The following is a 24,900-nucleotide window of genomic DNA, read 5'->3' on the forward strand; positions in this document are numbered from 1 at the left end:
GATGGGGGCAGGCAGGCCGGACAGGGGATGGGGTGATCGGCGGCGCCGGCGGCGGTAGACTCCAGCGGACCACGCCGGAGGGGAGTACACGGTGTCGACGCAGCTGCCGGGGCCGCACGACGAGGTGCCGCCGCCGACCATCGAAGAGGTCAGCCCGGGGATTTACGCCTACATCCAGCTCGATGGGAGCTGGTTCCTGAACAACGCCGGCTGCATTGTGGGGAGCCGGTCGGCGACGGTCGTTGACACGACCGGGACGGAGCGCCGCGCGCGGGCGTTCCACGCTGCGGTGCGGGAGGTGACCCAGCTCCCGGTCAGCGCGCTGATCAATACCCACAGCCACGGCGACCACACGCACGGGAACTTCATGTTCGCGCCGGCGAGCGCCATTATCGCGAGCGAACGGTGCCGGCAGGAGATCCTCGCGGCGGGGCATGCGGTCTACGCGCTGTTCCCGATGGTGGACTTCGGGGAGTGCCCGCTGACGCCGCCGACGGTGACGTTCGAGGACCGGCTGACAGTGTACGTGGACGACCTGCGGGTGGAGTTGCTGTACATGGGGCCGGCGCACACGACGAGCGACATCGTGGCGTGGATCCCGGAGCGGAAGCTTCTATTCACGGGCGACCTGGTGTTCAACGGCGGGACGCCGTTCGCGCTTGGCGGGTCAGTCGGTGGCTGGCTGGAGGCACTCGACCGGCTGGAGGCGCTGGGGGCCGAAACGATTGTCCCGGGACATGGCCCGGTGGCGGGGCCGGAGGTGCTCGGCCAGGTGCGGCGGTACCTGGAATGGCTGCTGGCCGTGGGCCGGGAGGGGTTCGCGCGGGGGGTGCCGCCGCTGGAGCTGGCGCAGGGGCTGGAGTTCGGCGAGTTCGCGGAGTGGCACGACCGGGAGCGGATTGTGCCGAACCTTCACCGGGTATACAGCGAGCTCCGAGGTGAGCCGCGGGGCACGCCGCTGGACTACCGGCAGATGTTCGCAGAGATGCTGGCCTTTAACGGCGGGCGGCCGCTGCGCTGCCTGTCCTAGGGCTTCGGCTGGAGGGCGGCGCGCACCTTTTCGAGCAGGTCCTGCGGGCGGTAGGGCTTCTGGATAAATCCCGCGAGGCCCTTGCCGGCGAAGCGTTCTGTGGCGTCCTGCTCGTTGTAGCCGGAGGTGAGGATGACGCGTACCCCGGGGTCGACCCGGCGAAGTTCGCGGAAGGTCTCTTCGCCGTCCATGCGGGGCATGGTCATGTCGAGGAGAACGAGGTCAATGCCGGGCCGCTCGCGGTACACGTCGAGGGCGTGGTGGCCATCGGCTGCGACGAGCACGGTATGGCCAGCCTGCTCGAGCATGCGGCGGGTCACCGTGCGGACCGTCTCGTCGTCGTCCACGACGAGGATCACTGCGGGTGCGGCGGAGGGCGGTGACGCTTCGGCGACGCCGACCGGAGCGCCCGCGGGCCCGGAGCCGGCAGCGGGGAAGAGAATCTTGAACGTGGTGCCGCGGCCGGGCTCGGTGTAGAGCTTGATGGCGCCGCGGTGGCCGCGGACGATGCCGAGGACTGCGGCGAGGCCGAGCCCGCGGCCCGTGAATTTGGTCGTGAAGAACGGGTCGAAGATGCGGGCGGCAATCTCCGGGTCCATGCCGATGCCGGTATCGGCGACTTCGAGGTAGACGTAATCGCCCTCAGGGAGGCCATCGTCCATGTACGCCGTCCGGAGGTAGGCGGCGTCGGCGTACATGAGGCCGGTGGCGATGGAGATCACGCCGGAGCGGTCGCCGATGGCGTCGGAAGCGTTGGTGATGAGGTTCATGATGACCTGGCGGATTTGGGTGGCGTCGCCTTCGATGGCAGGGAGGTCGGGCGCGAACCGGTATTTCAGGACAGCGCGCTTGGAGACGGAGACTTCGAGCAGGTGGGCCATCTCCTCGACGATGCGGGAGAGGTTGAGGCGCTCGATGACGAACCTGCCCTTGCCGGAGTAGGCGAGCATCTGGCGGGTGAGCTCGGCGGCGCGCTGGGCGGCGGTTTCGATCGCGAGGACGGTTTGGCGGGCGGGCGACTCGGGCGGGAGCTCCATGAGCGCCAGGCCAGCGTTGCCGAGGATGGCGACGAGGAGGTTGTTGAAGTCGTGGGCGATGCCGCCGGCGAGGACGCCGAGGCTCTCGAGCTTCTGGGTCTGCTGCATCTGGAGGTCGAGGCGGCGCCGCTCCTCTTCAGCGCGGACGAGGTCGGTGGTGTCGAGGGCGGAGAGGATGGTCGCGTCGCGGCCATCGAACTGGAAGGGAGAGGCTGCAACGCGGAGGTGGCGGAGTTCGCCGGAGCGGGTGGTAATGCGGATGGTGAAGCGGGAGACCTGTTCGAGGCCGGCTCGCCGCCGCTCGAAGTGGCGGAGCATGACGGGGATGTCCTCCGCAGCGATGAGCGAGGCGAGGAAACCGGATGCCATGAGTTCATCGCGGGAGTAGCCGGTGAGGCGCTCCATTTCGGCGTTGACGAAGAGGGCGCTCGCGCCGTCGGAGACCCAGACGGCGGCAGAGACGGCATCAAGAAGTTCGCGGAAGCGGGCCTCGCTGCGCTCGATGGCCCGCTGCGCGAGGACAGTTTCGTGGATATCGATGACGGTGCCGATCAGGCCCCGGAAGCCGCCCTGGTCGTCGAGGCGGGGCGTGGAGTATTCGACGACCCAGCGGTACTCACCGGAGCGGTGGCGGAGGCGGTAGCGCAGCGTCGACGGGCCGGGCTGCTCGAAGCAGCGGGCGTAGTCCTCGAGGACGCCGGGAAGGTCACCAGGGTGGATGAGTTCAGCCCAGCCCTGGCCCAGGATCTCTTCTCCCCGGCCTGTGAAGTCGAAGCAGGCGCGGGACATGTAGTCGACCTGGCGGTCGGGGCCGGCGGTCCAGATCATGATCGGGGCGGAGTCGGCGAGGTGGCGGAACCGCGCTTCGCTTTCGGCAAGGGCAGCGCGGTCGCGGACGCGTTCGGTAACGTCGCGGGCAACGCTGCCGATGCCGATGATGTCGCCAGCCGGGTTTCGGAGGGGGAAGTAGGAGCTGGAGAGAATGACCGTGGTTCCGTCCTTCCGGCGCCAGGCGCGTTCCATGTCTTCGATGTTTTCGCCGGCGAGGACGCGGGAGCGGATCCATTCGCGAATGGGGAGCGCGTCTGGCTCGAAGAAGAATTCGGTCGTTCGGCCGAGGACTTCGGCAGCGGTGTAGCCGAGGGCCAGCTCGGCGCCGCGGTTCCAGGAGGTGATGCGGCCCTCGAGGTCGGTGGTGACCATGGCATCGCGGGAGAAGGCGACGATCGAGGCGAGCCGGGCATTTTCGGCGGCGGCGCGGTGGAGTTCGGTGAGGTCGCGAGTGATGGAGAGAACGGTCGCGACGGAACCGTCCTCGGCGAACTCGGGAATGAGGTAGGTCTGGCTGTAGGCGCCGGGGCCGCGGAAATCGGAGGGGCCTTCGAGGGTGAGGGATTGGCGGGTCTCGAGGACGGTGGCGACTGCCCGTTCCCAGCGCTCGAGCGCAGCGTTGCCGGGCAGGAAGTCGGTCGGACGGAGGCCGGCGACGGAGCGGAGGTCGGCGCCGACGCTGGCGAGGGCTGCGGGGTTGGCGTAGATGATGCGGAGGTCATCGTCGAAGCGGACGATGAGGTCGGGGGAATTTTCGGCGAGGGTGCGGAACTCGCGCTCGCGGCGGAGGAGCTCGGCCTCGGCCGCGCGGCGCTGGCGGATATCGAGGATGGCGCCGCGGATGAGGCGGCGGTCGAAGGGCGGCATCCGGACGAGGCGCACTTCGCAGAGGATCGGGCGGCCGGAGGCGTCCAGGTGGACCCATTCGAACTCAAGTGCTTCTCCGGCGAGTGCGCGCTCGAGGAGCGCACGGCCGAGCTCGTCACTTCGTTCGCCTGAGGGCTGGCGCTCGGGGCTGAGCGAGGCTGGAGACGACTGGAGGAGCTGTTCGCGGGAGATGCCGAACAGCCGGCAGGCGTCGTCATTGGCCTCGACGAATCGGCCGAGGTCCATGTCGAAGACGACGATGGCGTGGCCCGCGTAATCGAAGATGGAGCGGAAGCGCTGCTCGGCATCGCGGGCGATGGCGAGGGCTTCGTCGACGGGCGTGTGTTCGAGGATGAAGGTGATGCGGGCCGGGCGTCCGTCGTACGTGATGTCCTGGCCGGCGATGCGGACCTGGAGGATGCGCCCGTCGCGCGTGCGATGACGCCAGAAGGCGGGCGGCGGGCCGGGGAGGGTGCCATCGACGAACTGTCGGAGGAGGGGGACATCCTCGGGCGGGCGGATATCGGCGAGGGTCAGCCGCCGGAATTCCTCGGCAGAATACCCGTAGAGGGTGCAGGCGGCGCGGTTGGCTTCGAGGATGCGGAGGGTGCCGCGCTCGAAGACGAGTGCCGGGAGCGGGTGGTCGGCGAAGAAGATGCCGGGCGGCAGTCCGCCGGCGAAGCCGGGCAGGCTTTCACCGGGCGGCCGGGTCGGGGAGGCACCGTCCTCGCTGGATGTCACCTGCGCGTCCTTTTCGTCGCTGGCATCGTACGGGGCATTGCGCAGCGGAACCTCGGGATTTTCCCTATTTTGCGAGAATTTGCCCGAGCTAACCGCGGTTGTTGTTAGGGCAGTTTGATCACGCCAGCGGCGGCTGGAGCACAACCGCGTAGTCCTGGGAGCCGTGGATGCCGCGGACGATCACCTTCTCGATGTCCGCGGTTCGGCTGGGGCCGGTGAGGACGAGCGCGTCGTCGGTGCCGAGGAAGGGTTCGAGGCCGGCGGGGTGCTCGACGACGGCAGCGGGGTCGACCATGAGCGTGACGGCCGGGGCGGCGAGGAGCGCTCGGCGGTCGATCGGGCTGCCGGTGAGCAGGACGGACCCGGTGCCGGCGACGGCGGCAGCGGCCCGGAGGACGAGCGACCCGGGGGCGGGCGCTTCGGCGAAGGCCACGCCAAGCGCCCCGGCGCGGAGGCGGAAGCGCTCGGCGGGGGTTGGCGGCAGGACCTCGCCGGGTGCGATCACGGTGCGTTCGGTGCGGTCGGGCCCCGCGGCCTGGAGGAGGGCAGGGTCGTGCGGTTCGGCGGGTTCCGGGAGGATGCCGGGGTCCGCGCGATTCGGCGCCGGGGGGCGAAGGAGGCGCCCGGCGCCACGGAGGCCGACCCGGGCGAGGGCGGCAACCGCCCGGGCACCCACGGGCAGCGAGAAGGCTGCCGACCAGGCTTTCCAGGCTGCGCGCTCTGCCCGGCCGGCAACGAGGCCGCGGGCAACGGCGTCGGCGCGGAGGTCGAGGAGCATGCGATGGAGCGGGATGCCGACGGGGCAGGCCTCGGTGCAGGCACCGCAGAGGGAGCTGGCGAACGGGAGGTCGGCATGGTCCGGGCCGGGCCAGAGGAGCGGGGAGAGGACGGCGCCGATCGGGCCCATGTAGGGCGAGCCGTAGGCGATGCCGCTGACGGTCCGGTAGACGGGGCAGGCGTTCATGCAGGCGCCGCAGCGGATGCAGCGGAGGACGTCGCGGTAGCGGGGGTCGGCGAGGACGCGGGAGCGGCCGTTATCGACGATGACGACGTGCCGCTCCTGGCCCGGCGGCGGCGAGCCGAGGATGTGGGTGAAGGCGGTGAGGGGCTGGGCCGTGGCGCTCGGGGCGAGGACCTGCAGGACGGCGAGGGCGGCGGCCTCGTCGGCGACGATCTTTTCGAGGCCGGTGACGATGATGTGCCGGCGCGGGTGGGAGACGCCGAGGGCGACGTTGCCTTCGTTTTCGACGATGGCGATGCGGCCGGAGCGCGCGATGAGCATGTTCGCGCCGGTGATGGCGGCATCGCAGTCTTCGAAGAAGCGGGCGACGACATCGCGGATGTGCTGCGAGAGGACGACGGGGTCGTCGGTATCGAGGCTGGCGCCGGCACGGCGGAGGATGTCGCGGATACGGCCCCGGTTGAGGTGGATGGCGGGGGCGGTGATGTGGCTGGGGCCGCGGCCTTCGAGGTCGACGATGTACTCGCCGATGTCGGTTTCAAGGACGTCGATGCCGTCGGCGCGGAGGGCGCGGGTGAGGCCGATCTCCTCGGCGACCATCGATTTCGACTTGGCCACGCGCCGGGCGCCGTCGAGCAGCCGCCGGACGATGTCGACGGCTTCAGCAGCCGTCGCGGCGCGGTGGTAGCCGATGCCGCGGAGCGCGAGCTGCTCACGGAGCTGGCGGTGCAGGGCTTCGAGGTTCTCGACGGCGGCGGCGCGGGCGGCCGTGGCGCGGGCGCGCGCATCGGCGGGGCCGCGGGCGAGCATGGCGCGGGAATCCTCGACGAGCTTGCGCATGATGGGCTGGAGGGTGGCCGAGGGGTGCCCGGCGGCGATTTCTCGGCAGGCGCGGTCGCGGAAGGCGGTCATTCGAGGGCCCTTGCGAGGAGTTCGGGGAGGGTCCAGCCTTCGAGCTGGATGCCGAGCCCGGCGGCGCCGGCCTGGAGGTGGGCGAGGCAGGAGTAGTCGGGGGAGACGACCACGCGGGCGCCGGTCGCGGCGAGGGCCTCAAGCTTTGCGCGCATCATTTCGACGGAGACTTCGGGCTCTTTGACGGCGAAGGTGCCGCCGAAGCCGCAGCACTCCTCTGCGAAGGCGGGTTCGCGGACTTCGAGGCCTTCGATGCGGGCCAGCACGGCGGCGACGGCAGCGGACGCCCCGAGCTCGCGGCGGGAGTGGCAGGATTCGTGGAGGGCGACGACCCCGGGGAGGCGGAGGCCAAGGCGTTCGAAGCCCGGGTGGCGGGCGACGTAGGTGGGGAAGTCGACGAAGCGGCTGGCGATGGCAGCCGCGGCTGCGGAGCGCGGGGGCTCCCAGAGCGCGGGGAGGTAGTGACGCACCATTGCGGTGCAGGAGCCGGAGGCGGTGACGATGGCGGCGTGCGCGCGGGCGGCGCGGAGCAGCTGGCGGCCGACGGCCCGGGCTTCGGTGCGGAAGCCGCTGTTGAAGGCGGGCTGGCCGCAGCAGCGGCCGTCGATGAGGGTGACCGTATCGCCGAGGGCTTCGAGGACCCGGCGGGCGCAGGCGGCGTCGCCGGGGCGCAGGGCCTGCAGGTAGCAGGGGTCGAACAGCGCGACGGCAGCCATGCCGGGCATTGTACGGCGGCGTGGTTTGCGCCGGCGGCGAGCAGGCGCGGAAAATTTCCCGCTGAACGCAGTCCCGAAAAGGAGTCGACAGGATGGCAGAGACGACGATCACGGTCCGGGATAATGGCCCGTACATTGTCCGCGGCGAATTCACGGTGGTTGACGCGGAAGGGAAGCCGTTCGAGAAGAAGGACGTGGTGGCGCTTTGCCGGTGCGGGCATTCGGCGACGAAGCCGTTCTGCGACGGGGCGCACCAGCGCGAGGGCTTCAGCTCGGCGCCGCGGGCGGGTCAGTCGTAGAGGGCTGCGGCGGCCTGTTCGAGTTCGCGCATTTCTGCGGGGCTCATCGGCACGAACGCTTCTACAGCTTCGATGTTGGCGCGGATGCGGTCGGGGTACCGGGCGCCGGGGATGACGACCGAGACCGCGGGGCAGGTGAGCACGTAGCGGAGGAGGTTGGCGGGGGTGAGGGGCCCGGCTTCGCCGCGTGCGATGCGCCCGCGGATGGTGCTGGTGCGCCCGGAGCCGCCGAGGGGCCGCATAACGATGACCGCGAGGCCGCGGTCGGCGGCGTGTTCGAGCACGGGGAGCGACTCGGGGTAGAAGGCGGAGTACTCGAGCATGATGGCGGCGAAGGCTCCGGAGTCGATGGCAAGCCGGGCGACTTCGAGGCTGTGCGTGGAGATGCCGATGTGCCGGATGGCGCCCCGGTCGACGGCATCGCGCAGGCCTTCGAGCGCGCCGCCGGGGGCCATCACCTGCGCCCACGCCTCCGGGGTTGAGACATCGTGGAGCTGGTAGAGGTCGACCGTCTCGCGGCCGAGGACCTGCCGGGAGCGGTCGATGTCGTACTGGGCGCTGGCGGCGGTCCGGCGGAAGGTCTTGCTGGCAAGGAAGACATCGGCGGCGGGCCGCTCGCGGAGGACGCTGCCGAGGAGGTACTCGGAGCCTTCGTAGTCGCGGGCGGTATCGATGAAGCGGATGCCGGCATCAAGGGCGGCGCGGACGGTCGCCTCGGCTTCGGGGGAGTGAGGTGTATCCATGGCGCCGAGGCCGAGCACCGGGAGTTCGAAGCCGGCGGCGCCGAAGGGGCGGGTGGGGATGGACATGGGGCCAGTGTACGGCGCGGGACGGGACAGGAGCGGCGGGTTCGGTGTACGCTGCCGGTTGGCCGAACGGGGTTCGGCCGCAACACCTGAGACAGCGAGGTTGTTGACGTGCCAATCGATCCTTCGAAGGCGCTTGGGGCGCCGATCCAGGGCGGTTCGTTCCGGTGGGACCGGGACCGGGTGATTCTCTACCACCTCGGGATTGGGGCGGGCGACCCGCCGACGGACCCGAACGAGCTGGCCTATACGTACGAGCGGAACCTGAAGGTGCTGCCGAGCTTCGGGGTGATCCCGGCGTTCGGCTCGCTGGGCGGGGTGGGCCAGGTGCCGGGGCTGCAGTTCAATCCTGCGCTGCTGCTGCACGGGGAGCAGGACCTGGAGATTCGGAAGCCGATCCCGGTCGAGGGGGAGGTTGAGACGCGGGGCAAGGTTGCCGGGATTTATGACAAGGGGAAAGCTGCGCTCGTCGTGCTGGAGACGGAGACCACGCTGAAGGGCGAGGCGGAGCCGCTGTTTGTGAACCGGTTCTCGCTCTTCCTGCGCGGCGAGGGCGGCTTTGGCGGCGAGAGCGGGCCCCCGGCAGGGAACGAGGCCCCGAACCGGGCTCCGGATGGGACGGTGGAATCGAAGACGTTGCCGCAGCAGGCGCTGCTCTACCGGCTTTCGGGTGACAAGAACCCGCTACACGCGGACCCGGAGTTCGCAAAGATGGGCGGCTTCGACCGGCCGATCCTGCACGGGCTGTGCTCGTTCGGTGTGGTGTGCAAGGCGGTGGTCGACCACGCGCTGGGCGGCGACACGGGGAAGGTGGCGCGCTACCAGGCGCGGTTTGCGGGCGTGGTGTTCCCGGGCGAGACGATCGTGACCTCGTTCTGGCGGGAGGGGAACACGATTCTCGTGGCAGCCCAGACGAAGGAGCGTGGGACGCCGGTCATCACGAACGCGGCGATTACCGTGCGGGGGTAAGCTCCCGGGGGAAACATTTCTTGCGGGAGCCCGCCCTTGCGGCCGGGCTCCCGCTGCGTTTCCTGCGTGGGGGACGCGTGTTGGGTTCGACTATTCGAAGAGGAAGCGGCGGCGCCGGGGGACCGCCTGCCGGTAGCGGAGGCCGAACTTGCGGATTCCGACCTCGCGGACGATGGCGGCGGCCTCCTCGGGCGAGTCGGTGAGGACGAGGCGGTCAAGGTCCTCGGGGTCGATGGTGCCCATGGCGACGAGGCGGTTGAGGAGGAAGTCCATCAGGGGTTCGTAGTAGTCGACGCCCATGAGGATGCAGGGGTAGTCGCGGATTTTGCGGGTTTGGATGAGGGTAGCGATTTCGAAGAGCTCATCGAGGGTGCCGAATCCGCCGGGCATGGCGATGAAGGCGTAGGAGTACTTGGCCAGCATCACCTTGCGGACGAAGAAGTAGCGGAACTCGACGAAGGTATCGAGGTAGGGGTTGGGCTTCTGTTCGTGGGGCAGCTGGATGTTGCAGCCGACGGAATGGCCGCCGACATCTTTTGCGCCGCGATTGGCGGCTTCCATGAGGCCGGGCCCGCCGCCGGTCATGACGGTGAACCCTTCGCGGGCGACGGCCTGGCCGACGCGGCGGGTGAGGTCGTAGTAGGGGTGGTCTTCGGTGAAGCGGGCGGAGCCGAAGATGGTCACGCAGGGGCCGACGAAGTGGAGTTTGCGGAAGCCGCGGATGAACTCGGCGGAGATGCGGAGGGTGCGGATGAGCTCGGAGCCGCGGTCGGCCGGGCCTTCGAGGAACTGGCGTTCTTCTGCGCCGTTGACGGCTTTGCCCCACTCGGGGGCGCGTGCCGGAGGGGCGGGCAGGGGCAGGGAATCGTCAGGCATGGCGACAAGTCTATCGGCCTGCTGCCCAAGAGGATGCAGGGGTCTCCGGCGGAGGTCCAGGGTATTCCCCTCTGCTGCCGCGCGGGGAACGGACGATGGTTCGGAGTATGACGATGCGCGGCAGGGAAGCAGTCAGGGAGCTCCACCTTGTGCCGGGTCCGGCGGGGTGGGCGCTGGTGCGGGAGGGAAGCGAGCAGCCGCTGGGGATGTTCGGGGACCTGGGGCGGGCGCTCGACGCGGCGACGGCGGGTTCGCGGCGTGTGCGGGTTGTGGTGCACGGGCGTAAGGAATGGTAAGCCGCGGGCCGGAGGGGGTTCAGGCATCCCGGCCCCCGGCCGACTGTAGGTACACGAACATCCTTTTTTGAGGCCTGGATGATGCGGCCCCGGAGCTGGCTGTTACTTTCAATGGGCGCGGTGCTCGTACCGCTGGTTGGGTTTGCAGCAATGAAGCTGGTCCCCGGCTGGGACCCAATGCTTGTGTACCCGGTCGAGCATTTCTGGGTGGTGTCGGCGGCCGCACTCCTCTCGGCGCTGGTTGGCACCGGCCTTGCGATGTCGGTGGAGAGCGTGCGGACAACCCGGACGGTGTACCTTGCGCTGGGATTCGTCGCCATCGCGATGGTGTTCGCGACGCATGGCCTCGGGACTCCGGGGCTGCTCATCCCGGAGACGGATTACCCGTACGCGGTCATCATTTCGGCGGGGCTGAGCCAGTTCCTGGGGGCGATCTTCATTGCGCTCAGCGTCGTGCCGCGGCGTTGGCCCGGGGGCACATTTGTCCAGCGGCATAGCACCGACGTCCTGGCGGCGGGCCTGGCAGTGCTGGCAGCTTACCTTGTGAGCATGGTGCTTCGGCCGGAGCTGTGGGATTTTGTGCCGAGGTCGCGGTCGTGGGATAGCGTGCTGGCAGGGACCACGATCGCTCTCCTGGGGATTGCCGGCTGGCGCTATTTCCAGGCCTGGCGGCTCACGGAACTGCCGGGCCAGCTGGCCATGGTGACCGCGCTGGGGCTGCTCGGGGTTGCGCAGCTTTCGATGTACTACAGCGACCTGTGGCAGCTCAGCTGGTGGCTGTATCACGGCCTCCTGCTCATGGCCTTCCTCGTGGTGATCGGGGGTTGGGCGATCGAGGCAGCGCGGGCGAAGAGCCTTATCGTGTTTGCGCGGGCCCTCGAGCTGCGGGACTCGCTGGATGAGGTCCGCTCGATTGCCGACGTGCGGGTGCTGGAGTCACTGGAGGAAGCGGTAGAGCGGAAGGACGCCTACACGCGGCACCATATGGGACGGGTCGCCGAGTTTGCCGAGGGGCTGGCGCGGGAGCTCAGGCTCCCGGAGCGGCAGGTGATGGTATGCGCGGCGGCCGGGAGGATTCACGACGTCGGCAAGATCACGGTCCCGGATGCGGTGCTTCTGAAGCCCGGCAAGCTGACGCCAGAGGAATTCGAGGTGATGAAGCACCACACGGTGCGGGGCGCGCACATTGCGAAGCTCCACCCCGAACTCGAGGGCCTGGCGGCGGTGATTCGGGCCCATCACGAACGCTTCGCAGGGGGCGGCTATCCCGACGGGCTCAAGGGGGAGCAGATTCCGATCGAGGCGAGGGTGGTGGCGGTCGGCGACACGTTCGATGCGCTGACATCGACGCGGGTGTATCGGCCGAAACGACCGGTATCTGAGGCGCTAGAAGAGCTCCGGCGGGTAGCGGGCACGCAGCTTGATCCGGATTGCGTGGAGGCGTTCATCCGGTGGCTGGAGCGCACCGGCCGCCTGGACGACTACACGCTCGGCGCATCGCGGCCGGCGGCGTAGGGGCCGGGCGGGAGGAAAGCTGATTGAAGCGGGCCGGCGGGGCGGGTATTCTGCGGGCGGCCGGTGGTTGCCGGCGAGACTTTGGAGCAGGAGCCGGGGATGTCCGATTTGCGGGCAGTCTTAACAAACGGCCGGTCAGTGAATCTGAACTAGACAATAAACATTCGCATCGGGGCGGTTTGACAGCAATTTGACAGCAACGAAGGAGAGAGATGAGGGGGCGGCCCGTGCGTGTCTTATGCAATGCAACGGCGCGCGGGGTGGGCGAATGAGTAGTGGTGCTCTGCCCCAAAATCTCCGGCCCAATCGGCCCAGCCGGCAGAGTGGCGTACGCAGGCGTGCGCTTCTGCATGTGTGCGTTCCCGGCGGTACAAAAGCCTGGGGCCGGTCCCTTCTCGGAACCGGCCCAAGTATCGGCCCACACGAGCCCCGGCAAGCGGGCCTGCTGCTAGCTCATCAAGGCCTGAGCGATGCGGCGGACGGCCTTCTCGTCCGCGCCCGGCACAGCGTGAGCGTACGTGTCGAGGGTCATGGAGGGCCGCGAGTGCCCCAGCAGCGCCGAAGTCTCCCGCAGGCTGACGCCGTTTGCGAGGGCTACCGTCGCGGCGGTATGCCGCAGGTCATGGAATCGGTAGCGGGGCAGCCCTGCACGCTCGAGCAGCTCGTGGTACCACCTGAGGACGGACCGTTCGTTGAGGTAGTAGCCGTCAGCACGGCAGAAGACGAGGTCGAGTTCGCGCCAGGCCGGGCCGGCCCGGAGCCGCTCCTCCAGCTGGCGCTGACGGTGGGCGCGAAGCGCGTCGACGGCTTCCTGCGGGAGGGGAATGCGGCGGCGGCCGGAGGCCGACTTGGGCGGCTCGATGCGGTAATCACCGGCAATCCTTACGAGTGTCCCTGACACCTGAAGCAATCCGTTATCCAGGTCGATGTCTCGCCAGCGCAGGGCGAGCAGCTCCCCCTTCCTCATCCCTGTCGTGAGCGCCAGCACGACCAGCGCCTCGAGGGAGTCTCCGCGGGCGGCCTGCAGGAGCCGTCGCGCCTCCTCAGGCAGCATGGCCCTTTCGGCCCTTGAGCGGGCTCCCCGCGGAGGGGCCAGGTTTTTGGCAATGTTGGCCGGCAGGTAACCCAGGCGGACGGCGTCCCCCAGGGCACGGTGGATGATGCGATGAAGCATTTGGACCGTGGCCGGAGAGTCCCCTTTCTCGAGCTGCTGGCGGTACAGCTTTTCTAGCTCGAGGGGGTGAAGTTTCGAGAGCTGGCGGTGGCCGATGTTCGGGAGAATGACGTTCTCAACCCGCTCCCGGTAGGTGCGGAGCGAGGACGGCTTCAGCTGTCGCTCTTTCATTGCCAGCCACTCGGTGAAGTACTGCTTCACGGTAAGCCGCTCACTTGAAGGCGGGAGCGCACCTTCACGCACCTGAGCCTGCATGGTTTTGAGCAGTTCGATCGCCTCCTGCTTCGTCCTTGCGTACGAGTATTTCCGCCTGCCGTCGGGCAGGGTTTTCTGGGCGACCCATTTTTTGGCCCGCCGCGAATCGTTGCGTTTGTAGACCGAACCCTCACCGTTGAATCGGCGTCCCATTTCTTCCTCCTTCGCTCAAATCTCGCGCTTGTTCCCGGGCGGCTCGCTGCGGTCCACCGAGGTTGCAGTCACGGACAATCATCGCCATCGCCTTGCGGACTCCGCGGTCGGCGTGCGCCCGCAGGACGTGATGCTCGGTGGAACCGTCTGGGCGGACCACCTTTACCAGGACCGAGTCTCGCCCGGGGTTGCGGCTGCAGAGCTCAGTGACGGCCCCGACCGCGGAAGCGGCCTCCTCCGCGGTGCGGGGCCGGAGCGTGCAGCGGCAGCGGGGCTGAAGCCCAAGTTCGACGGCCAGCCTCAAGAGATGCCCCCCCGGAGGCGGCAAGGTGCGGAGGCAGTCGATGACCTCCTGTTTGTGCGCTCTGAGCTCCTCGAGGAGAAGTTCTGCCTCGGGTGTATCCGGCACGCTGACATTCAGCTTCTGGCCGTCGGCCAGGGAGACCTTGAGGCCAGCCCCGTAGCAGCGTTCAAGCAGCTCCATCACAGCTCGACTTCTCGGGAGTCCTCGAGGATTGCACCGATGGGGAGCACGAACACCTCCCGCCTGACCCCGCCGATGGTCTTGCGCACCCTGTTCTTACCTCGGCTCTCGTCAGCAGCGGCCAGGTACCCCCTCTGCTTGAGCGCGCAGCCGAGAGCGCGGCCGGTGTTCACGAAGGGCTCGCTTGCCGGGGCGGCCTGCTGGGCAGCCTGGAGAGCGGAATTGGGGTCGAGGTAGATGTGTTCGCCGTCGACCCAGCCGATACAGACGCCCTGGGGCCGCCATTCCCCGCTCATGCCCCCCTCGGTCTCGCGCCAGCCGAGCACTTCGGGCATTTTCCCCGGGCATTTTCCGGAGACATCGGCGATGTGAGCTTTCCCACTACCAAGGGCCGAGCGGAGCAGGTCGAGGAACCGCCGCGCGGGGTCGCTCTCCCGCTGGGCGGATGCCTGGGTCGCAACGCCCTCCTCCAGCGCTGCGACGGCTTGCTTCAAAAGTTCATCGGCCTGGGCCTGGGTGAGGGCGCCGGCCTGAACGCAGAACTGGAGAACAAACCGGACGGTGACCTCAAGGGCGGCCTGAGCTGATGCCGTTCGTCCATGCCGGCCTGCAGCAAGCTCGCTCCTGCGCTTTTCGAGCAGGTCTTTCGCCATCACGCGGATGGCCCCCCAGTCTGCGGCGAGCCATTCCAGCCAGCCGGCCATCCAGCGGGCGAGGGCTCCATCGGCCGCGAGCCTCTGAAGCTCTGTCAACCGGCCGAGGTCCACGTCGCTAGGCTCGACCTCGCCCACCCAGGTGCGCGCTCGGAGGCTGTGGCCGGGCGGGATGTCTTCGCCCGTGCTGAGAATGAGGCAGCGAGGCGGCCTGCCGTTTTGGAGTCTGGCATCCCTGGTGAGCCGCTGCCGGCCTGCCCGGTTGCCGGCGCCGCGAAGCAGCTGCTCGGCGTGGCGATACAGCTGCGTCACGTCCTGCGGCGACCCGACCGGGACGAAGTCATCGACCACCAGCACGCAGTCTTTTGCCAAGAAGGCGAGCGTCTCGAGGGCGTTCGCGGTCGACCGCCAGCTGGCAGGCAGGTTCCGTGCGTTCATCCCGGGGCCATAGAACTGCTGAACGAGCGCAGCCAGCTCGGTCTTCCGAACTCCGCTTGGTCCTGCAAGGTGGACAGCGAAGTCAGGCTCGAAAAGGGTGGGCAGGAAGGCCGCAGCCAGGAGCGTCCAGCTGATGCGCGGCGGCGCGACGTCGAGCAGCCTGGGGAGCACCTCCTTGATGTCCCGGCGCAGCTCTTCGGGAGACGGGGGGTTCGGCAGCGCAAAACGCTGAAGGTCGGCTGGAGGCCTCGTCAGGACGCCCTCGGCGCCGACTGCGCCGGAGGCGTGCAGGAAGACTTGACGGCCGTCAATCTCGCGCCAGCCAAGGTGGGCATAGACCCGGACCTCGGGCACGTCTCCGGACAGCTGCTGGATGGCGGCACGGAGATGGTCGCGGACCGAAGGACCCGGGAAGACGATGGCTGAGGCTCCGAGGCGCTCGAGGGGCCAGTCCATCTTCTGGAATTCCGCAGCGCTGAGCGTAAAGCTCTTCGCCGCCCCGTTGACGGCGGCCTCGATTTCGAACTCGCGCTGCTCAAGCTCGCCGTCGTCGATGATTAACTCTCTCCTGATGCGTGCCGAGAACGTGGCAAGCTGTTCGAGGTCCTGGGGGCCGCCGTCCCTGGTCCTCCGCCGCCACGTGCCCCTGTCGTCGGCGAAGTACTCGATGGGTGTTTTGGGGGCCGCGGCAGCCGCGTCCAAAGGGCCCTCAGCCGGGTAGCGGGCGATGGATTCCGCAATCCGGCGGACCTCATCATCGGGGAGCGGCGGGACGCAGCGCGCGGCATTGATGGCGAGCAGTTCCGCCTCAATCCCCGCCTGCAAAAGTCCCCGGCGGCGCAGCCGGCCGGCCAGGCTCGCCAGGCAGTCGTTCCGCTGGCCCTCTCGCACCGGCCCGCCCTCCAGCTCGCGGTAGAGCGGCGCCCTGCGTGCGCCGGCGGCCTCGAGGAGCCACGCCGGAATAAGAGCCAGCGGCAGGCGTTCGGTGCTGGCCTCCACCGCGTACGGCCGGCCGCTGGGGTGGACCGACGGCGGGGCGACGACGTAGCCGCCGTCGCCCTTCAGGTCGACACCAGGGGCGAGCTTCCGCGAAGGGACGGGGCCGTCCGCGGCGAAGTAGTAGTGCGCTCCCCCGCCGCCGGTGAGCACGGTATAGGTCTCGGGATGGCCGCCGGCGTCGGTGGGTACGCCCCAGCCGCCGTGCTCAGCCAGCAGCCGCTCAAGGGCCACGTCGCCGCCGTTCCGGGGGTCGATATCCAGCACGGCGAGCCCCGAGGGGGCGCCGGTGGCGATGCCGACGTTCGCCTTCGGCCAGCGGCGCCACCAGGCCTCGATGGCGGCCGGGTCGGTGGTGGCGTCGTGGACGCCGTGCTCGGTCAGCGGCTCCTTGCCGCGCGGCTTGAGCGGGAGCACCTTCCAGCCGCGCCGGGCGTAGGCGAGGGCAGCCTCGCGGCAGGCAGCGTGACCGCCCGGTTCGGCACCTGCCGGGACGGCGCCCCGGTCTACCCGGCCCTCGGGCTCCGGCGCGGCAACCCCGGCCGGGAGGGCAGGTGCGGGCTCATGCAGGCCAGGATGCGGGTCATCTGCGGCACCGGAGAGGTCCTCGCCGGGGGCAGGACTGTCCTGCGGCCCTATCGGCCAGCGGCCCGGGGTGCATCCCCGGCCGCCGGGCCGGCCCCGACGTTGGCGGCGCTGGTCGCGGCGGCTCGCCAGGATGTCGCGGACCTGGACCCCTTCCGGATGAGCAAGCCTTCGGTTCTCGGAATCATCGGCGGCACTCTGTCCCGGTGCGGTGGCCTGGGGGCCGCTGGGGGCTCGCTCGTCGCCGGCCGGTCGCGCTCCTCAGACAGCGGCCGCCCTGCACCTTCTACGGTGCTGTTGTGCCCGACATTGATGGCGCTCCCAAGAGTGGTTGATTGATTCATGGCTTTCCTCCTTCCAGATGCGATGTTTTTAGGAAGCATTTGCGGAGCTCAGCTGCTCGGCAATGAACGTCTCAACCGCTGTTACCGGAATAAGACGCCGCTTGCCGACCTTGAACGACGGAAGCTTGCCTGACTTGACGAGCCTGTAGGCAAGAGTCCGGCTGATGCCGAGCAGCCTGGCAGCTTCCTCGACCGTGCACGTGAGGCGATCGGCCATGGCTCTCACCTCCTTTCGGAGAGATGCTTCGTTCCAGCAAGGCACCTGAATTGCATCAAATACCTTGCTAGCTTGAGGGAACTAAGGAGATCACTGCGTGACCACCGAAAGTCCTGTGGAGATTATACAAGCACCCAACCTGGCTCGTTCGTACAGGAAGCACGTAGCGATCGACTTTTACGACATGCGTGAAACAACATGACAGTATGTCGGAGGAGGACATGTGCTTTAATGCTAGGAAGTTGGGACGATTGACCGACCTCCAGGACGCGAGGGTCAGCAGTAGCAGGGAGCCTTGCTCTTTCATGCTCAGGGGGAGCGTGCTCAGACCCGTCGCGGTGGGTGGAGCGGCCAAAGGAAGCCGAAAGAGTGAAGTGCGAGCCAGCGCGCATCGGCGAGGTGTTCTCTCTTGCCGGAACCAGTTGATGCAGGAAAGGTCAAGGTTTGCCAGGCCGGTAATTTCCGGAGCGTATAGCTCGAAGACTGACAGTTCCCAGCGATGAAGGCAGGACCAATGGTGGACGAAAAGCCGGCCAGGCACCTGCATGAGCGTCGCCCGCCCAGGAGGTGAGCGGGTGTGGCTCAGCTACTCCAGGTGCTGGCACGGCAAGGGGCTAGCAGGTCAATTCCGGCCACGACCCGACGCCAGGTACCGCCAATTGGGATGCCGCGCAGTACCCCCGAAAGCCCGTCGGACTTTCCCAGCCTAGGGCCTGGGCTTCGGCCTTGTTCAGTGGCGCGAGGGAGCGAGAGTTCCGCGGGACGTGGCTGCGGTTGCGCGGCGGCGCAGGACGGGGAAGTGGCCGCCTGGCTGAGGGACTGGCCACGGGGGGGCAGGGCGAACTCCGTGGCGACGGCCAGGGGGAAGGCAGGTGGCAGGCTGGCGTTCCGAGCCTGGAGGTACCAACTCGGACACGTTTGCCGGCGTTGGAAGTCGGAAATCTTCGCTCTCCGGGCCATGGGCCGGTGCGCAACGCCATGCTTTCGGGGCGCCGGGCGGTGCGGGCGCTTACGGATGCGGTGATTCACGAAGCCGGCTGGGGGGCAGGATGTGCGACGGAGGGGTCGGCCGGGGGAGGGTCGAGGAGTGAGGTGTAAGGGGCGCGGCATGCTTCGGCAGCGGCCATCCGGTCGTAGGCCTCGAGGACGAGGCGGGCGGTGCGGTATTCGCCGAAGCGCTCTTCGTCGTGGCGTTTGACGATGGGGAACTGGTCCAGGATGTAGCTCACGGCATCGCGCGGCGCCGGGAAGAGGGCACGGAGCTCCGGGCTTGCCTGGGCCTGCCATTCGTCCTCGCTGCCGAGATAGAGGCGGAAGAAGCAGGCATCGAGCTCGGCGCGGAGGCGGGCACGGCGTTCGGGGTCGTAGCGGAAGGGCGGGCCGTGGTAGCCGAGGTCGCGGGCGAAGGGGGCCAGGTCCCAGGCGGTATAGGTGAGCTCGAGGATACGGGGGCGGAGCCAGTCGGCGATCGAATATGAGTCAAGCCACGGGCAAACGTTGGCCAACAATTCTGCTGTGATGGCAGGAAGCTGCTGAAAGATGAAGTAGTTGAGGTTCATGCCTCCCACCTTTTGGCGGGCGACGAAGTCCAGCACCTGGGCGGACAGGATTGTGCTGAGTAAGGGTGCAGCATCCTCGGCTGCGAGCGCCAACGGGAAGTTGTTGCCGACGGCGACGCGGGGGATGACGGCGGAGATAACGGTGCGCTCGTTGGTGGCGTTGGTGATATTCCGCCAGCCGAGCAGCCAGCCGCGCTCCCAGCGGCCGGCGAGGCGGGATTCGACTTCGCGCTCGTGCACCCAGTAGCGGGGAAGGACGGTGTAGCCGGGGTCGCACTTCGCGGCGTCGGGGACGTCTTCGGTGGCGCCGGAGTCGTTGTAGGTGGCCCAGCGATGGTCGAACTGGTGGACCAGCTTGGCCTCGTAGAGGGGGAGGTAGCGCTCGTCGCCGCGGACGAAGAGATTGCCGGCGAGGCGGAAGCCGGCGTCCTCGAGCTGTTCGCGGGTGCGGAAGAGGCCGGAGTCAGTGTTCATCATGAACATGAGCAAACCCTTGAAGCCCCACGGGTTGCCGGCATCGCCCCTGGTTTCATCGACCAGGACGGGGACACGGCGGTAGATGTGGCGGGTGAGCTCGGCGTCGCGCCTGGTGCGGAAGACCGGCGCGGTGCGGGTATTGGGGTTAAGGAGGCGGAAGTCCTCGGGGGTGAGGGTAAAGCGACGCTCGGGGTCGGCGAGGTCGGAGATGTCGTGGCAGAAGAAGGCGAACTCGGCGGCTGCCGCGGGACGGGCCTGCCCCGTGAGCGTGAGAATGGCGAACTTCATCCGGCTGTCAACCGCCGGGAACAACTTTCTCCGGTTCTCGAAATCGTAGAGGCTGGCGAGCTGGCGACGTTCCACGATGTGAGCGAAAAAGTTCTGGGTGAACGCGTCAGTAGCAATACCTGTTGGAACAATTAATCCCGCATATCCGGCCGCATCACAAAGACGCAAAACATTCTCGGCAAACAAAGGTGCAAGATTGATTCTGCCGCGACTCGTCAGAGGGAATAGATCAGAGCTATGTACGAATGATTGCAAGCCTTGTATGTAATGAATGGCACCGATGTATTGCTTGAAGAGGCTATGGTCTTCTTCCGAGAGCTTGGCCAGCATTCGCTTACGAACGGCCATGCTAGGAGCTTCGGCGATGTCCGGCCGGGTCGATGCAAAGAACTCGCGGTCGTCGAGCTGAACCTGCTCCCAGGGCGGGTTGCCAAGGATGACGTCGAAGCCCCCAGACCAGCCTGCCTCGGGGTTGTCGGAGGTACCGTTGACGCTGCGGAACACCTCGGGGAACTCGAGGTGCCAGTGGAAGAAGCCGAGTTCGCGGGCGAGGTGCTGGACCTGGTCGCGGAGGGCAGCCGGCACGAGCTCAGGGTTGCGGGCGAGCCGACGGAGGACGTCGGTGGTGATGGCCTCGGCCCCTTTCTGCTTTGGAAGGAAGAAGGCAGCGCACCAGGCGTCGGCGACCAGCCTGGCGTGCTGATAGGCCTGGCCGTGGATGAGTTCGTGGAAGGCGGATTCCTTGGCTGCAAGCTGGTCGGGGGTATCGTCGGGGGCCTCGGCGAGGCGCCTGGCTGCCTCGGTGAGCTCGCGGACGTCACTGGAGAGGGCGTCATCGAAGGTGAGCTGGAGGGCTCCATGCTGGAGCCGTTTGCGCTCCTCACGGTTGCGCTTTTTGAGGGCGCGGGCGGTCTCGCGGTCATCAAGGGCGTGGGGTTCGTAGGCTTCGTCGGGGATGCCGGAGGCGAGGAGGGCCGGGGTGACGCCGATGAGGCTGTTGCCGCGCCTGATGTGGGCATCGAGGAAGGAGAGCGGGCGGCCAGGCTCGAGGGCCTCGAGCCAGAGGGAGACCTTACAGAGTTCGACGGCCATCTCGTTGACGTCGACGGCGTAGATGCAGTGAGAGACGACGTCGCGGAGGGCGTGACGAACCGCTTCAGGGGAGGGTTCGGGGTCCCCGGTGCGGACTGCGGCGAGCCGGCGAGCGATGCGGTGGGCCGCTGCGACGAGGAAGTGCCCGGAGCCTGAGGCCGGGTCGAGGACCTTGAGGGAGAGGATGGCGGCCTCGGGGTTGCTGGCACGGGCTCGTTCCTCGAGGACTGGCTCGAGGGCGGTATCGAGCAGGGCCTGGACGAGCTGGGGAGGGGTGTAGTAGCTGCCGGAGGTTTTCCGTTCGTGCCCGGCCTCGACGCGAAGCTCGAAGGTGCCCTGGTCGATATTAAGTTCGGGCCGGAGTTCGAGGAGGGACTCGTAGACGCCGCCGAGCTCTTCGCTTCCGAGGTTGCGGTAGTCGACCGCGCGGACGGTCCCTCCGTCGCTGACGCGGGCCAGGTGGCCAACTGCCCGGAGGAGAACGTCGTTGGAGAGGCTGCAGGCTTCGAGGTGGGGGATGGCGCGTGGGGACCAGAGGAAGCTGCCGAGCGGAGGGAGGGCGAGCCCAGGTTCGCCGGCGTGGGCATCGAGGGCGCGCATGACGACCTTCAGGCCTTCCCAGAGGTCGCCGTGGCGGGGTGAGACACGTCGAACGGAGAGCCGGCGGAGGCGCTGGGTAGAGTAGAACCTGGTGTAGCGGTCACGGGCCTGGGGGTCGGCGTCGGACGCGAAGAGGACTTCACGGTCTTCGGCGGCGAAGAGGAAGATGAGGCGGTAGACGAGCCGAAGGAGCTGGCGGTAGTAGTCCTGGCGGTCGAGGGTTCCTGAGCGAAGTGCTTCGCGAAGGGCGGTGTTGGATGGATGGGCGAGGAATCCGGAACCGAGCGCCTGGAGGGCATGTTCGACGCCCTGGCGGAGGGCCTCGAGGGCGCGGACGCCCTGCTCTCGGGCTGATTCGCGCCAGCGTTCGAGGATGCAGGATTCCGGGGGCTCGCCTTCGAGACGAGACTGGTGACAGGTGAGCCAGAGGAGGGCGAAGTCGGCATAGCTGTCGCCATCGAACATGGCGGCCAGGTCGAACTCAACGTAGGACTGGCGGGTCAGGGAGGTGGAGTCGCGGAGGAGGCGAAGCGCCTGGCCGTTGGATACGAAGCCGTAGAGCCGCTCTTCTGAGCGGTTGAGGAGCTCCTGGACGAGGCCGTGAGGACTCTGGGAGGCCGCACCTGCCAGGCCTTTGGTGCGGCGGTCGAGGTCGACGCCCCAGCCGAGGAGATGAATGGGGACTGGGCCCCAGCTGTGGGAGACGGGGTAGGAGCGGCCGTCAATCTCGATGGCCCTGGACGTGGGCAGCCTGCCGTAGCCCAGCTCGGAGAAGAGGGGGAGCAGCCAGCGCTCCCGGGTCAGCGTGGTGAACGACTCGCCCTGCCCGGGCTGGCTTTGCTGGCGTTCGAGTTCATCCCTGAATGCGCGCCAGGTGCCGACGAGCCTGTTCCAGGAGCGAGTGATGGCCTCGCCGAGGCGGTCGCCGGGGGAGAGGTGGTAGTCGCCGGGCTCGAGGCCACCGAGGGACTGGTCGTTGGCAGCGATTCGTGCGAGGAGGTCTGGAGGCAGGATGCCGCCCTCGGTGCGGATGGTTGAGAAGAGCTGGTTGCGGGCGTTGCTCACTGCTGGCCAACCGGGAGGTAGACGTAGACGCCGAGGATATCGGGCGGAAGGCAGGGCTCGATCGAGAGGTTGAGGCTGCGGATTTTGGCGCCGGCAGCGACACGCTCATGGGAGCGATGAATGGCTTTTGCGCGCTGATGGGCGAAGGCTTCCAGGGCGTCCTGAAGAGCAGGCAGTCCATCGATGATGCGCTGGAGGTGGTACCTGGCCTGGTCCGGGGTGACATTCGCCGCGGGCTCGAGGCTGAGGAGACGCTCGGCTTCGGCGGGGGCCAGGAACTCTGGCCGGTCTGGAGAGCCTGAGAAGGCGAAGAGGCCGGCTTCCTCGCCGAGCTGCAGCCTGACATCTGCTCCATGCCTGGTCACAAAGTTGTAGCGGAGCCTGAGAAGCAGGAGGGTGGACCTGCGTTCGACGCCGCGGGTCCGGATGACCCCTCCTCGCCTAGCGATACGGAGTTCGGACGGTGCGTGGGGGTCGAGAGCGGTATCGAGGACGAAGGATGCGAGGGCCTGGATATTGGGGTGGGTGCGGGAGAAGGGGAACGGGAAGGTGTCATCCCGGTTGCCGTTGGCGCCGGGCCGCCGTTCGACGGCGAGCTGGTCGAGGAGTGCCCTTGGGGCATGGTCAAGGCTGGCCTGGAGGCCATCCTGGTCAATGGAGGTCACGACTCCACCAAGGGAAACCAGGGCGTTTTCGGCGAACCAGCGAATATCGAGCGGCCCGCCGAGGGCCTGGCGGGTAGCCTCCAGCTCGGCTGCGACCTCCTCGGCCTTGATGCCCTCCTGGGCAAAGAGCGAGCGTGACTTGCGCTCCTGTTCGACCGCGCGGTCCCATTCGCGGTGGAATTCGATGCGCCGAGGAGCGACGACGTCGCGTTCGAAGAGTTCGAGCTGGCCCAGGATTTCCTCGTCGGGACGGCCGCGGAGGAGCAGGCCCTCGAGGATGGCTTCGAGGACGGACTGGCTCTCAGGAACGGGCACGCTGACGCCCAGGCTCTCGCGAATCGCGCGGTGTTTTCGGAGGAGGACATCGAGGACGATGCCGTCGACGGGGTTGTCGTCGCCGTAGAGCATGACGGTGAAGACACTCTTGCTGGGCTGGCCGAAGCGGTCGACGCGGCCTTCGCGCTGTTCGTGACGCGTTGGGTTCCAGGCCAGGTCGTAGTGAAGGACTGCGTCGAAGTGCTCCTGGAGGTTGATGCCCTCCGAGAGGCAGTCGGTGGCGACGAGGATGCGTTTGGGGTGCTCAGCGAGAGCAGCGACGCGACGCTCGCGCTCGTCGTGCGGAAGCCTGCCGGTGACGGCCTCGACGGTGGCGTCGCGCAGCTCATTGCGGAGTGCGGCGGCGACGTATTCAGCGGTTTCGATGAACTTACAGAAGACGATTGGGGATTTGCCGCGGCTAACCAGCTCACGGACGGCAGCAATGCCGGCTTCGAGCTTGCGGTCGGCCGGGCCCTTCAGCTGCTGGGCCCTGAGGGCCAGCTCGCGGAGCCGGCGGCGTTCGGAGGCACCGAGCGTGGGTTCGTCGGATTCGGGCTCAGCGCCGGGGGTGACGTCGGTGCCTTCGGCGGTCTCATCGGTGAGGTCCATGACGGTCCGCCGGCCGAGGTCATCGGCCTCTGCAGCTGAGGCCGTGGCCTCGGGCAGGGCCCTTTGGTAGAGCGTTGCGGCGGCAGCAGCGGGGCTCGAGCCGATGGCACGGAGAAGCCCCAGGGCAGCCCACCAGCGGACGCGCTGCCGGTGCTCTCCACCGCCGGACTGCCTGACTCGCTCACGGCACCAGCGGAGGACATCGTAAAAGAACTGCCGGTACTCGGGGCTGAGCTTGTAGGTCTGGTCGAGGGACTCGCGCTTTGGGAACGCTGTGCTGGTGTCCAGGTAGCGGAGGACGTCTGACCTCCGACGCTGGACGAAGTGGTTGGCGAGGAGCTTGCGCTCTGCCCGGCGGGCCTCGGGAGAAAGGTCATCGGGGAGCTGACCGAGCCTGGGGTCGAGGAAACCGAGGAGGTTGTGGAAGGCGCCTTCGTTGCCGGAATGCGGGGTCGCAGTCACGAGGATGAGGTGACGCGAGGTATCTCGGGAGATCTCAGCGATGAGGCGGTACCTCTGGTGGCTTGAGCGTCCACCTGATTGGTCTGCACATTCGTGGGCTTCGTCGACGATGACGAGTTCGGGGCATGCCCTCACAAACTCCTGCCAGCGCCGGTCTGTCTTGATGAAGTCGGTGGAGACGATGACGAAAGGGTACCTGTCGAAGATGGACTCATTCAGGGCGAGGCCACGCTCGAGGCGGTTCGCGGTCCCCGGAAGGACGAGTTCGGCATCGAGGTTGAATTTCTCGGCGAGTTCGCGCTGCCACTGTTCGGCGAGATGCGGAGGGCAGAGAATGGCCAAGCGGTTGACCTCGCCGCGGTCGAGGAGTTCGCGGGCGATCAGGGCAGACTCGATGGTCTTCCCGACGCCAACGTCATCGGCGATGAGAAGGCGAACAGGGTCGAGCCTGAGTGCCATCAGGAGGGGCACGAGCTGGTACGGTCGAGGCTCGAATGCGATGTGGGCGATACTCCGGAGCGGGGCCGTCGTGTCCCTGAAGCCGAGCCTGAGAGCATCGCGGAGGAGTTTGGCAGAGCGAAAGTCGCCGAGGTCCGATGCGTCGGGCCGA

General features: G+C 68.0%; 15 protein-coding genes. 5 read left to right on the plus strand and 10 right to left on the minus strand.

What is annotated here, in order from left to right:
- Positions 1 to 91 precede the first annotated feature (91 nt).
- Complete coding sequence (locus A9A59_RS11920) at positions 92 to 1,030, plus strand: MBL fold metallo-hydrolase (RefSeq protein WP_098504475.1); 939 nt, start codon at positions 92 to 94, stop codon at positions 1,028 to 1,030.
- On the opposite strand, the gene A9A59_RS11925 is transcribed toward A9A59_RS11920, so the two are convergent.
- The 3 genes from A9A59_RS11925 to A9A59_RS11935 form a co-directional block, all read right to left on the minus strand.
- Positions 1,027 to 4,506, minus strand: a complete 3,480-nt coding sequence (locus A9A59_RS11925; protein ID WP_165772702.1) for a hybrid sensor histidine kinase/response regulator — start codon at positions 4,504 to 4,506, stop codon at positions 1,027 to 1,029. The two genes, A9A59_RS11920 and A9A59_RS11925, sit on opposite strands and share 4 nt — an antisense overlap.
- Before the next feature lie 118 nt (positions 4,507 to 4,624).
- Positions 4,625 to 6,379, minus strand: a complete 1,755-nt coding sequence (locus tag A9A59_RS11930) for an LUD domain-containing protein (RefSeq protein ID WP_098504477.1) — start codon at positions 6,377 to 6,379, stop codon at positions 4,625 to 4,627.
- Positions 6,376 to 7,095 (minus strand): (Fe-S)-binding protein, encoded by a 720-nt coding sequence (locus A9A59_RS11935; RefSeq protein ID WP_165772703.1) that lies wholly within the window; start codon positions 7,093 to 7,095, stop codon positions 6,376 to 6,378. The genes A9A59_RS11930 and A9A59_RS11935 overlap by 4 nt, the downstream gene beginning before the upstream one ends.
- Positions 7,096 to 7,187: 92 nt before the next feature.
- On the opposite strand from A9A59_RS11935, the gene A9A59_RS11940 reads away from it, so the two are divergent.
- Entirely contained in the window at positions 7,188 to 7,394 is a 207-nt protein-coding gene (locus A9A59_RS11940; RefSeq protein ID WP_098504479.1) for a CDGSH iron-sulfur domain-containing protein, read from the plus strand.
- On the opposite strand, the gene A9A59_RS11945 is transcribed toward A9A59_RS11940, so the two are convergent.
- Positions 7,385 to 8,203 carry an aldo/keto reductase gene (locus tag A9A59_RS11945; protein ID WP_098504480.1) on the minus strand — a complete coding sequence of 273 codons (819 nt, stop codon included), beginning with the start codon at positions 8,201 to 8,203 and terminating at the stop codon, positions 7,385 to 7,387. The genes A9A59_RS11940 and A9A59_RS11945 overlap by 10 nt on opposite strands.
- Before the next feature lie 108 nt (positions 8,204 to 8,311).
- Between A9A59_RS11945 and A9A59_RS11950 the strand changes: the two genes are divergently transcribed.
- Positions 8,312 to 9,169 carry a MaoC/PaaZ C-terminal domain-containing protein gene (locus A9A59_RS11950; protein ID WP_098504481.1) on the plus strand — a complete coding sequence of 286 codons (858 nt, stop codon included), beginning with the start codon at positions 8,312 to 8,314 and terminating at the stop codon, positions 9,167 to 9,169.
- Positions 9,170 to 9,259: 90 nt separating this feature from the next.
- Here A9A59_RS11950 and A9A59_RS11955 read toward each other — a convergent pair whose 3' ends face one another.
- Positions 9,260 to 10,045, minus strand: a complete 786-nt coding sequence (locus tag A9A59_RS11955; RefSeq protein ID WP_098504482.1) for an LOG family protein — start codon at positions 10,043 to 10,045, stop codon at positions 9,260 to 9,262.
- Between the two features lie 113 nt (positions 10,046 to 10,158).
- Between A9A59_RS11955 and A9A59_RS13790 the strand changes: the two genes are divergently transcribed.
- Together A9A59_RS13790 and A9A59_RS11965 are read left to right on the plus strand one after the other, a co-directional pair.
- Positions 10,159 to 10,341 carry a hypothetical protein gene (locus tag A9A59_RS13790; RefSeq protein ID WP_133117613.1) on the plus strand — a complete coding sequence of 61 codons (183 nt, stop codon included), beginning with the start codon at positions 10,159 to 10,161 and terminating at the stop codon, positions 10,339 to 10,341.
- 120 nt (positions 10,342 to 10,461) lie between these two features.
- On the plus strand, positions 10,462 to 11,856 hold the full coding sequence (locus A9A59_RS11965) for an HD-GYP domain-containing protein (RefSeq protein ID WP_165772704.1): 1,395 nt from the start codon (positions 10,462 to 10,464) through the stop codon (positions 11,854 to 11,856).
- A gap of 448 nt (positions 11,857 to 12,304) precedes the next feature.
- On the opposite strand, the gene A9A59_RS11970 is transcribed toward A9A59_RS11965, so the two are convergent.
- The 5 genes from A9A59_RS11970 to A9A59_RS12000 form a co-directional block, all read right to left on the minus strand.
- A complete protein-coding gene (locus A9A59_RS11970) occupies positions 12,305 to 13,438 on the minus strand; it encodes a tyrosine-type recombinase/integrase (protein ID WP_098504485.1) in 1,134 nt (377 codons plus the stop codon).
- Between the two features lie 483 nt (positions 13,439 to 13,921).
- A complete protein-coding gene (locus A9A59_RS14360; RefSeq protein WP_341454994.1) occupies positions 13,922 to 16,729 on the minus strand; it encodes a bifunctional DNA primase/polymerase in 2,808 nt (935 codons plus the stop codon).
- Between the two features lie 237 nt (positions 16,730 to 16,966).
- Entirely contained in the window at positions 16,967 to 17,155 is a 189-nt protein-coding gene (locus tag A9A59_RS11990; protein WP_098504489.1) for a helix-turn-helix domain-containing protein, read from the minus strand.
- Positions 17,156 to 18,180: 1,025 nt separating this feature from the next.
- Entirely contained in the window at positions 18,181 to 22,236 is a 4,056-nt protein-coding gene (locus A9A59_RS11995; protein WP_098504490.1) for an Eco57I restriction-modification methylase domain-containing protein, read from the minus strand.
- A complete protein-coding gene (locus A9A59_RS12000) occupies positions 22,233 to 24,749 on the minus strand; it encodes a helicase-related protein (RefSeq protein ID WP_278286900.1) in 2,517 nt (838 codons plus the stop codon). Before A9A59_RS12000 ends, A9A59_RS11995 begins: the two co-directional genes overlap by 4 nt.
- Positions 24,750 to 24,900: the final 151 nt, after the last annotated feature.

Origin of the sequence: Tepidiforma thermophila, assembly GCF_002563855.1 — a bacterium.
In the GTDB taxonomy this organism is placed as follows: domain Bacteria; phylum Chloroflexota; class Dehalococcoidia; order Tepidiformales; family Tepidiformaceae; genus Tepidiforma; species Tepidiforma thermophila.

Bases quoted from the DNA above. Each gene is read 5' to 3' on its own strand.
- A9A59_RS11955 (WP_098504482.1), bottom strand. From the start codon at position 10,045: ATGCCTGACGATTCCCTGCCCCTGCCCGCCCCTCCGGCACGCGCCCCC.
- A9A59_RS12000 (WP_278286900.1), bottom strand. From the start codon at position 24,749: ATGGCACTCAGGCTCGACCCTGTTCGCCTTCTCATCGCCGATGACGTT.
- A9A59_RS11935 (WP_165772703.1), bottom strand. From the start codon at position 7,095: ATGGCTGCCGTCGCGCTGTTCGACCCCTGCTACCTGCAGGCCCTGCGC.
- A9A59_RS11970 (WP_098504485.1), bottom strand. From the start codon at position 13,438: ATGGGACGCCGATTCAACGGTGAGGGTTCGGTCTACAAACGCAACGAT.
- A9A59_RS11930 (WP_098504477.1), bottom strand. From the start codon at position 6,379: ATGACCGCCTTCCGCGACCGCGCCTGCCGAGAAATCGCCGCCGGGCAC.
- A9A59_RS13790 (WP_133117613.1), top strand. From the start codon at position 10,159: ATGCGCGGCAGGGAAGCAGTCAGGGAGCTCCACCTTGTGCCGGGTCCG.
- A9A59_RS11940 (WP_098504479.1), top strand. From the start codon at position 7,188: ATGGCAGAGACGACGATCACGGTCCGGGATAATGGCCCGTACATTGTC.
- A9A59_RS11990 (WP_098504489.1), bottom strand. From the start codon at position 17,155: ATGGCCGATCGCCTCACGTGCACGGTCGAGGAAGCTGCCAGGCTGCTC.
- A9A59_RS11945 (WP_098504480.1), bottom strand. From the start codon at position 8,203: ATGTCCATCCCCACCCGCCCCTTCGGCGCCGCCGGCTTCGAACTCCCG.